Annotated in this window: 10 protein-coding genes and 1 pseudogene; 5 read left to right on the top strand and 6 right to left on the bottom strand. The window is 67.1% G+C overall.

What is annotated here, in order from left to right; translation table 11 throughout:
- Positions 1-139: 139 nt before the first annotated feature.
- The 4 genes from DQP57_RS25530 to DQP57_RS25515 form a co-directional block, all read right to left on the bottom strand.
- Positions 140-634, bottom strand: a complete 495-nt coding sequence (locus DQP57_RS25530) for an SRPBCC family protein (protein ID WP_112635577.1) — start codon at positions 632-634, stop codon at positions 140-142.
- The gene (locus DQP57_RS25525) at positions 634-1,275 is read right to left on the bottom strand and encodes a nitroreductase family protein (protein WP_112635575.1); all 642 of its coding nucleotides are present in this window, start codon (positions 1,273-1,275) and stop codon (positions 634-636) included. Before DQP57_RS25525 ends, DQP57_RS25530 begins: the two co-directional genes overlap by 1 nt.
- Before the next feature lie 21 nt (positions 1,276-1,296).
- Entirely contained in the window at positions 1,297-1,779 is a 483-nt protein-coding gene (locus DQP57_RS25520; protein WP_112635579.1) for a carboxymuconolactone decarboxylase family protein, read from the bottom strand.
- 93 nt (positions 1,780-1,872) lie between these two features.
- On the bottom strand, positions 1,873-2,472 hold the full coding sequence (locus DQP57_RS25515) for a TetR/AcrR family transcriptional regulator (RefSeq protein ID WP_112635573.1): 600 nt from the start codon (positions 2,470-2,472) through the stop codon (positions 1,873-1,875).
- Between the two features lie 104 nt (positions 2,473-2,576).
- On the opposite strand from DQP57_RS25515, the gene DQP57_RS25510 reads away from it, so the two are divergent.
- Positions 2,577-4,145 carry a phytoene desaturase family protein gene (locus DQP57_RS25510; RefSeq protein WP_112635571.1) on the top strand — a complete coding sequence of 523 codons (1,569 nt, stop codon included), beginning with the start codon at positions 2,577-2,579 and terminating at the stop codon, positions 4,143-4,145.
- 9 nt (positions 4,146-4,154) lie between these two features.
- Here the strand turns inward: DQP57_RS25510 and DQP57_RS25505 are convergent, their stop codons facing one another.
- Together DQP57_RS25505 and DQP57_RS25500 are read right to left on the bottom strand one after the other, a co-directional pair.
- Positions 4,155-4,763 (bottom strand): YbhB/YbcL family Raf kinase inhibitor-like protein, encoded by a 609-nt coding sequence (locus DQP57_RS25505; protein WP_112635569.1) that lies wholly within the window; start codon positions 4,761-4,763, stop codon positions 4,155-4,157.
- A gap of 65 nt (positions 4,764-4,828) precedes the next feature.
- Positions 4,829-5,275 (bottom strand): SRPBCC family protein, encoded by a 447-nt coding sequence (locus DQP57_RS25500; RefSeq protein ID WP_112635567.1) that lies wholly within the window; start codon positions 5,273-5,275, stop codon positions 4,829-4,831.
- Positions 5,276-5,421: 146 nt separating this feature from the next.
- Between DQP57_RS25500 and DQP57_RS25495 the strand changes: the two genes are divergently transcribed.
- The 4 genes and pseudogenes from DQP57_RS25495 to DQP57_RS27035 all read left to right on the top strand — a co-directional run.
- Entirely contained in the window at positions 5,422-6,135 is a 714-nt protein-coding gene (locus DQP57_RS25495; protein WP_205869238.1) for an MBL fold metallo-hydrolase, read from the top strand.
- 170 nt (positions 6,136-6,305) lie between these two features.
- On the top strand, positions 6,306-8,594 hold the full coding sequence (gene aceA / locus DQP57_RS25490; RefSeq protein WP_112635563.1) for an isocitrate lyase ICL2: 2,289 nt from the start codon (positions 6,306-6,308) through the stop codon (positions 8,592-8,594).
- A 241-nt stretch (positions 8,595-8,835) separates the two neighbouring features.
- Entirely contained in the window at positions 8,836-9,054 is a 219-nt protein-coding gene (locus DQP57_RS26955; RefSeq protein WP_165821901.1) for a hypothetical protein, read from the top strand.
- Between the two features lie 152 nt (positions 9,055-9,206).
- Positions 9,207-9,403: pseudogene (locus tag DQP57_RS27035) on the top strand (hypothetical protein); the annotation flags it as partial.

The following is a 9,403-nucleotide window of genomic DNA, read 5'->3' as shown; positions in this document are numbered from 1 at the left end:
GACGCGGCCCAGCCGGCGACCATCAGGCTCGCGGCGACCAACCTTGCCGCACCAGGTACTCCACCCATAGAGATCGAGGGTACCGGGGCGAACAACCTAATTCACATCGTTGTGAAATCCGCGGCGTGGCAAAGAACGCCTAGTCGAGCCGCCGCACCCGGCCCGCATACCCGAGCGCGTGCTCGTAGGTCTCGAGGTTGTCGCGGGAGATCTTCGCGTGCACCGGGCGTTCGAGAAAGAAGCGCAACACCGGGTTGTAGGCGTGATACGTCTCGTGGAATGTGAGCACGGTGCTGCCGTCGGGCTGCTCCTCGAGCCGGTGATATCCCTCGGCGCGCGACCACAGCGGGGCGCCGACGGCGACGTAGCGCGAGAGCTTGTTGAGTTCGGCCTCGGTCACGGTTTCCCACGATCGCGCCCTACCGCCGGTCAGCAGGTATTTGGGCACTTCGAAGACGCAGGTGCGGACCAGACCCTCGCCGGCCGCGTTGCCCTCGTTGAGGATTTCCATGCTGCCGGTGGGCCACGTGAGCACCCGCGGCCGCGGGGCGTTCGGTGGGGCCGGCGGATGCAGCACCCGCCAGACCTTGCCCGGCGGCGCGTCGACGTGGAATCGCACGGTGTAAGACCGCATCAGCGATCTCCGACCGGCTGTTCCCAGGTGTCCCAGTACGTGATGGTCTCCGCGGGCGGCCGCTTGGCCGGCCGGAAGTCGGTGCCGATCGTGTAGGCGACGGGGAACAGCGCCGCCTGGGTGACGGTGGGCGGAATGCCGAGCAGCTCGCCGACCTCCTTTTCCTTGAACAGATGCATCGTCGTCCATACCGATCCCAGCCCGCGCGAGCGCAGCGCCAGCAGAAAGCTCCACCCCGCGGGAATGATCGATGCCCAGGCCGCGGCGGCGATGCCCGGTTCGGCGGTGTCGATGCGCTCGTTGAGGCAGGGGATGACGTGCACGGGCACCTCCGCCAGCGTCTCGGTCAGGCTCATCGCGCTCTGGTACACCCGCTGCGTCTGGTCGTCGCTCGCGTTCTGGGCCGCATAGGCCAGGTACTGCGCGCCGATGCTGCGGTAGATCTCGGCGATCGCGGCACGCTTGTCCGCATCGGTGATGACCAGCCAGCGCCAGTTCTGCGTGTTGCTCGCCGTGGGCGCCTGCATCGCCAGCTGGATGCACTCCAGGATCACCTCGCGACCGACCGGGCGGGTCAGGTCGAGGCGTTTGCGAACCGACCGCGTGGTGCTCAGCAGTTCGTCGACGGTGGCGATGTCCATTGGTTCCTTTCCGTTGGGTGATCAGAGATCGATGGCGCAGGACTGGTCGACACCGAGCACGCTCAGCGAGCGTCCCAGGCCGAGGAAGACGGCGACGCACAGCGTGAGATCCAGGATCTCCTCGTCGGAGAACGACTGCCGAAGGCGTTGGAAGAACGCGTCGTCCATCGATGCGTGGTCGGTGGCGAAGCGTTCGGCGTACTCGATGCAAAGACGTTGGCGCGCAGTGTATCCCGGGTAGCTGGCGTAAGCGGCGACGTTGTCGTAAAGCTCGGGAGCCACGCCGGCGTCCAGCACGGACTGGGCGCGGAAATCGGCGCAGGCGATGCAGTCGTTGATCATGGCGATGCGCATTCTGGCCAGCTCCCGTTCTTCGGCCGGCAGGATGCTCTGCTGATACGCGCCGCGGATCATGCGTTCGACCATGCCGCCGAGTTGCGGTCGCAGCGTCCAGATCATGGCGGCTTCACCGCCGGGGCCATCCGGCACGTTGAGACGGGCCATCGCGAACTCCTGCCCGCGGAAATAAGCTAGCCAGCTGAGCAAACCAGACTCGTCGCTCGGCTGTCTAGGGTGCTGATGGCGGCAGCGGCGCGGTCAGGCGAGCGGCGCCAGACCGGAGCGCACCAGACCCAAACTTGCGGCGACGTCTTCGCCGAGGTCTCCGGAGCAACCTCTGCGGCCCCAATTCTCCACCGCCGCAACCAGTGCCGCGGCGATCGCGGAACCCGCGACCTCGGCCAACAGATCGATGTTCGCCAGCTCCGGATTGCGTCGCCTGACGAAGTCGGTGAGCACGCCGGCGAACGAGGACTGCACGACACGCAGGTGACCGGCAATCCGCTCGGCGCTGATCAGCTCCGCGCGGGCTGTCGCGGCCTGGCGCACCACCTCGAGGTCGTGCGGGAAGGTGGCCACGCTGGCCAGCACCGCATCGAACAGCGATTCCGACGGCGGACGCTGGGCAAGCGCGTCGGCCAGCCACTCCAACTGGGTCTCGTAGTCGGCGAAGAGCACGGCCTCCTTGGTGGGGAAATGCCGGAAGAAGGTGCGTTCGGTGACGCCCGCCTCGCGGGCCAGCTCGGTGACCGTGACGTTGGCAAACCCCTTGCGCGCAAAGCTCTTCAACGCCGCTTGGCGAAGCGCCTCGTGCGTCGATCGTCGCCGTTGTTCGTGACGGTTGCCCGGGCCGGTCATCAGCGGTGATCGTATCCCAGGCCGGCGGGTCAGAACTGACATCTTCCAATTATGTCAGTACTGACATATTCTGGCATGCGGTTGCCGGATGGAGGGTCCAGAACATGAGCACTACGGGTTACGACGCGATCGTGGTGGGCGCCGGCCACAACGGGCTGACCGCCGCGGCGCTCTTACAGCGGGCGGGGTTGCGCACCGTCTGCCTGGAAGCCAACACCTACGCGGGAGGCATGGCGGCGACGGTCGAGTTGATCGACGGTTTCCGCTACGAGATCGCCGGTTCGGTGCAGTTCCCCATGGCAAGCGAACTCGCCAAGGACCTCGGGCTGGACACGCTGCCGGCGGTGGAGCCCGACGTGATGTCGACGAACATCGGTGAGCACGGCGAAGAGCCGATGATCTTCTACCGCGACCCGATGCGGCTGATGACGCACCTGAGCGACAAGCACGGGATCGATGCCGTCACTGGCATGGCCGAACTGATCGGCTGGAGTCGGGGACCGGCGAAGGCGCTGGGCCGCTTCGACGTCCGCCGACCGCCCATGACTCTCGACGAGATGTATGCGTGCGCGACCGACGACGATGAACGCCGAGCTATTCACGAAATGCTGTTCGGCTCGGCCATGGACGTGATCGACCGCTACCTGCCGGACAGAGAAAAGCACGCGGTCATGCGCGGGATGCTGGCATTCCTGGCCGTCAACTCGACCTACCGCGGCCCGTACACCCCAGGCAGCGCAACCTGTTTGGCCTTCGCGCTGGCGGTGCCCGACGACAGCACCGCGATGATGACCAAGCTGAGGGGCGGCATCGGCGCGCTCACCGAACACTTGCGTGAGCTCTTCGTCGCCCATGGCGGCGAGATCCGGTTTCGCACCAAAGCCGAGGAGATCCTGGTCGCCGGGCAGCAGGTCACCGGCGTGCGGCTGCGGGACGGTTCGACGATCTCGGCGCCGATCGTGGTGTCCAACCTGTCGCCCGACGTCACCCTCACCGGGCTGATCGCACCCGAACATGTTCCCGCGCAGCTAGTCTCGCGCGTCTCCGGCCGTGACCACCGCGCCTCGTTCGTACAGCTCCACTTCGCCCTGGACGGGTTGCCCGAATTCGCCCCGCCCTACGAGTTCCTCAACGAAGAAGGCATGCAACAGTCGGTGGGCATCTTCGGGTCACCCGAGGAGCAACAGCTGCACTGGGAAAACTGCCGCCGGGGCGTCGTTCCGGACAACCCCTCGATGGGCATGCAGATCCCGTCGGTGCACGATCCCAGCATGGCGCCGCCCGGCAAGCACGCGGCCAGCGCGTTCGCGTACGCGTTCCCGGTCGAGGCCGGCCGTGATCAGCATGGCCATCTCAAAAACGAGATGGCGCAACGGGTTATCGACAAGATCACCCGGTTGGCGCCGAACTTCAAGGACATCGTGATCCGCCACATCACGTTCGCGCCCTATCACATGAACACCATGTTCGGTGCGCCCTCGGGCGACTTCTGCCACGGGCTGCTGCACCCCGACCTGATGGGGCCGAATCGGCCCGGGCCCAAAGGCTTTCTCGATATGCCCGTCGGAATCGAGGGCCTCTATCTCGCCGGTGCGGGATGCCACGGCGGGCCCGGAATCACGTTCACTCCCGGTTACAACGCCGCCTATCAGGTGCTCGACGACGCGTCGTGACAGGCCGAATCAGCCGCCGAACACCCCGGTGAGCTGGGCCTGTGCCGTGGCGGCGCCCCCGATCGTCTGTGCCGCCTGTACCCCTACCAGGTCGGCGGGCAGCTGATAGTCGTTGGGCAGCTGATAGAGGGTGAACCGGTAATGATGCGTGCCGGTGCCCGCCGGGGGACAGGGGCCCTTGTAGGCCGGCTGGCCGGCCGTGTTCGGCAGGGCGGTCGCCCCGGCCGGGGTCTGACCATCGGCGGTGCTCCCGGAACCCGGAGGGATTCCGACGACAACCCAATGGACGTAGAGCCCGTTGACGGCGTCGGGGTCGTCGACCACCAGCGCCGCACCCAACGGCGCCGTCCACGTCAACGGCGGTGCGATGTCGGCACCCTTGCAGGTGTACTGGACCGGGATCGGCGCCCCGTCGGCGAAGGCGGGACTGGTGATGGTCAGTGATCCGCCGGCGGGTGCCCGCGGCGCCGTGCGGCCCAGGGTGGTGATCTTCGGCGCCGACGACGTCGTCATGTGGCCATCGCCTTGGCCGCCGCAGCCGGACAGCGCCGGCGCAATGGCCAGCGCACCGAAGATCGCTGCGATGCGGCCAAGCCTGCCCGCCGACGCCGGTTCCATGACTACCAGTCTGACTCCCGCGCCCGCGCTCGGGAAGGACCCGATTTCATCCGCGCGGACGGCGGTTACTGTGCGCGCTTCTCGACTTCGAGGACCCGCTTGCGCAGGCCCTCGGTGGCCGTGTCCATCAGGCTCTTGGCCCCCTTCTTCACCAGAAATCCAGGGACCGGCGCCACCAGGTCCACGGTGAGCTCGAAACGGACCCTGGTGGCGTCGCCCTCGGGGGTCAGCGTGTACCGACCCTCCTGAGCACGTTGCTGTTTGGCACGGACCAACGTCCAGCCCACACCGTCGTCGTGAACGGTGTATTCGAGTTCCTGCTCGTCGCTGACGCCGACGAGCTTGACGACCTGCCTGGACCTGGTCGGATGATTCTGGTCGTCGCGCTCGAGCACCTCGACCTTCTTGTGCGCCGACGACCACTCGGTCAACGACTCAAGGTCGAACAGCACATCCATGATTTCGTCGGGCGTCGCCTCGATGACGACTTCGCGGGAATCCGTGATAGCCATCCCGGGGAAATAGCCCGAGCGGTCTGGCGCGAAACCAGTCGCCGGGGGGCGTCTAGAGGCTCGCGAGGGCGCCACCGTGCGCGAGTCGGGGGAGGATGACGTCGCGCCCTGCAGCGGTTACACCGGGGGCGGCTACCTTGCTGGATGTGCACCTTGCCTGGGAGCGGTTGACCGAGAGCGTGCGTCGCTGCCGGCTTCCGTTCTGCGACGTGACCGTCGGGCTGGTGTGGGGCCGCAGCGGCGCAGTGCTCGTCGACACCGGGACCACGCTCACCGAGGCGGCGGCGATCGACGCCGACGTGCGGCTGCTCGCGGGGCGCCCGGCGACCCATATTGTGTTGACGCACAAGCACTTCGATCATGTGCTGGGCTCGTCGCTGTTCGAGGGGGCGCAAGTCATCTGCACCCCCGAGGTCGCCGAGTATCTTTCCTCGGCGACCGGTGACCTCCGCGAGGACGCGCTGCGTCATGGTGCCGACCCCGCCGAGGTGGACGCGGCGGTCGCGGCCCTACGGCCCCCGCGCAGCGGCGGTTACGACGCCACCATTGACCTGGGGGATCGGGCGGTGACGATCGCCCATCTCGGGCGTGGCCATACCGCCTCGGATTTGGTGGTGCTCGCGCCCGCAACGGAAGGCGGCCAGCGGACCGTGGTCTTCACAGGCGACCTGGTGGAGGAGTCCGATGACCCCGCGATCGACGCCGACTCCGACATCGCGGCCTGGCCCGCGACCCTGGACCGGCTGCTGGCGGTCGGTGGGCCCGACGCGCTCTACGTCCCGGGCCATGGCCGGGTCGTCGACGCGGAGTTCGTCCGCCGTCAACGGGACTGGCTGGCGCGTCGCGCGGCCGCCCCGTGACCGATACCGTATCGAAAAGTATTGTCTCCCAACGCGTTGGAACCCAAGGGCGCTCGCAAGAACCGGGCGGGCCAACAGATTTGGCTCAAGTCCGTCGACCCTGATTGAACTGCCGTTGCCGGGGATAGACTCACGTTCAGTGAATTCGTGCGCGAAGAGGAGCGAAAGACATGGCGATCATTGAGAAGGACACCCAAGTCCGGCCATCGTTTGACGACGAGGTCGCTGCCACGCAGCAATACTTCGACGACCCGCGCTTCTCCCGGATCACCCGCCTCTTCACGGCCCGCCAGGTAGCGGAGCAGCGCGGCACCATCCCCACCGACTACACCGTCGCCCGCAACGCGGCGGCCGCGTTCTACGAGCGGCTACGTGAGCTGTTCGCCGAGAAGAAGAGCATCACCACCTTCGGCCCCTACTCGCCTGGCCAGGCCGTCGCGATGAAGCGGATGGGCATCGAGGGGATCTACCTGGGTGGTTGGGCGACCTCGGCCAAGGGTTCCACCACCGAGGATCCCGGACCCGACCTGGCCAGCTACCCGTTGAGCCAGGTGCCCGACGACGCCGCGGTGCTGGTGCGCGCGCTGCTGACCGCCGACCGCAATCAGCAGTACCAGCGCCTGAACATGAGCGAGCAGCAGCGGGCCACCGCCACCGAATACGACTACCGGCCGTTCATCATCGCCGACGCCGACACGGGCCACGGCGGTGACCCGCACGTGCGCAACCTGATCCGCCGCTTCGTCGAGGTCGGGGTCCCGGGATATCACATCGAGGACCAGCGGCCCGGCACCAAGAAGTGCGGCCACCAGGGCGGCAAGGTGCTGGTGCCGTCCGACGAGCAGATCAAACGCCTCAACGCCGCGCGCTTCCAGCTCGACATCATGAAGGTGCCGGGCATCATCGTCGCCCGCACCGATGCCGAGGCGGCCAACCTGCTGGACAGCCGGGCCGACGAGCGCGATCAGCCGTTCCTGCTCGGCGCCACCAACCTCAACATCCCGTCTTACAAGTCCTGCTTCCTGGCGATGGTGCGCCGCTTCTACGAGCTGGGCGTCAAGGACCTCAACGGCCACCTTCTCTATGCGCTGCCCGAAGGGGAGTACGCCGAGGCCGGGGCGTGGCTGGAGCGCCAGGGCATCCAGGGCGTGATCTCCGATGCGGTCAACACCTGGCGCGAGAACGGTCATCAGTCGATCGACGACCTGTTCGACCAGGTCGAGTCGCGGTTCGTGGCGGCGTGGGAGGACGACGCCGGCCTGATGACCTACGGCGAGGCCGTGGCCGAGGTGCTCGAATTCGATGCCAGCGAGGGCGAGCCGGCCGACATGAGCGTCGACGAGTGGCGGGCCTTCGCGGCGCGTGCATCGCTGTACTCCGCCAAGACCAAGGCGAAGGAACTGGGCGTCGACCCCGGGTGGGACTGCGAGCTGTCCAAGACCCCGGAGGGCTACTACCAGATCCGCGGCGGCATCCCGTACGCCATCGCGAAGTCGCTGGCGGCCGCGCCGTTCGCCGACATCCTGTGGATGGAGACCAAGACCGCCGACCTGGCCGACGCCAAGCAGTTCGCCGATGCCATCCACGCCGAGTTCCCCGAGCAGATGCTGGCCTACAACCTGTCGCCGTCGTTCAACTGGGACACCACCGGCATGACCGATGAGCAGATGAAGCAGTTCCCCGAGGAACTGGGCAAGATGGGCTTCGTCTTCAACTTCATCACCTATGGCGGACACCAGATCGACGGCGTCGCGGCCGAAGAATTCGCCACCTCGCTGCAACAGGACGGCATGCTGGCGCTGGCGCGCCTGCAGCGCAAGATGCGTTTGGTCGAATCCCCTTACCGCACACCGCAAACCCTGGTCGGCGGGCCGCGCAGCGACGCGGCGCTGACCGCCTCGTCGGGTCGCACCGCGACCACCAAGGCGATGGGCGAGGGGTCGACCCAGCACCAGCACCTGGTGCAGACCGAGGTGCCGAAGAAGCTGCTCGAGGAGTGGCTGGCGATGTGGAGCGAGAACTACAGCCTGGGGGAGAAGCTGCGGGTGCAGCTGCGGCCCCGCCGGGCCGGCTCGGACGTGCTGGAGCTCGGGATCTACGGCAACGACGACGAGCAGCTGGCCAACGTCGTCGTCGACCCGATCAAGGACCGGCACGGCCGCAGCATCCTTCAGGTCCGCGACCAGAACACCTTCGCCGAGAAACTCCGGCAGAAGCGGCTGATGACGCTGATCCACCTCTGGCTGGTGCACCGCTTCAAGGCCGACGCGGTGATCTACGTGACGCCGACCGAGGACAACCAATATCAGACCGCGAAGATGAAATCGCACGGCATCTTCAGCGAGGTCTATCAGGAGGTCGGCGAGATCATCGTCGCGGAGGTGAACCGGCCCCGCATCGCCGAACTGCTGCAGCCCGACCGGGTCGCGCTGCGCAAGCTGATCAACAAGGAAGATTAGCCAGCAACCCACCGGCGGCCGCCCATCCACCGATGCGGCGGCCGCTTGCGGATTGCGTGATCCAGGGCCGACTCGCACCGGCGCGCCGCCCGCGCCCGCCGCGAACCACTCTCGTCACCGGGGTGTCCGACGCGCATCGGTTCGCCGTCCGCGGTCCGATGCCAAAAATTTACCGTGCGCACAGTTGCACAGGTGTAGGATTTAGCTTGTAACAAACGCACCGAGCTGAGGGGAGCGCCCGATGAAGACCCCAATCACGAAGGCGATCGCGGTGTTCGGCGGTGCAACGGCGGCCGTTTTGACGGTCGGATTCGGTGCCGCGGGTGTTAGCCCGGCCGGCAGCACAACGGCGGTGGCGCCGCATCCGTCGTCCAGTGTCGCGACGACACAGCCCGGCACGTCCGTCCCCGGCGCCCACATCGCCACGCTCGTCGGGTGCATTCCGGGAGCGAATTGCTAGCAGACCGCCGTTCGCGATGGCCCGTCACATCCCCGTGACGGGCCATCCTCGTCTCGGCGGATTTCGCCGCCCGAATCTGTTTGCGCGGCGACGCCCCGGGGTAAGAAAAAGTGGGCGGCGCGAAGTGGCGCATGTGGAGATTGGGGGATCTGATGAGATCTGGACCGAGGACGACGGTCGCACTGCTCGGCGGTGCGGCGATGCTCGTGTTATCGGTCGCCTGCGGCGGCGGCCATAAAGGCGGCCCCAGCAGCACCACCACCCCGACGACCACCCCGTCGTCTAGCGTCGCGCCCACCACTGTGCCCGGTGGCGGCGAACCCGGCGGCCCCAATGGCGGCGGCGGCAG

It is taken from the genome of Mycobacterium colombiense (assembly GCF_003284935.1).
Classification (GTDB): Bacteria; Actinomycetota; Actinomycetes; order Mycobacteriales; family Mycobacteriaceae; genus Mycobacterium; species Mycobacterium arosiense_A.
The sequence above is the reverse complement of the archived record's forward strand: the minus strand, read 5'-3'. Positions and strand labels throughout refer to the sequence as shown.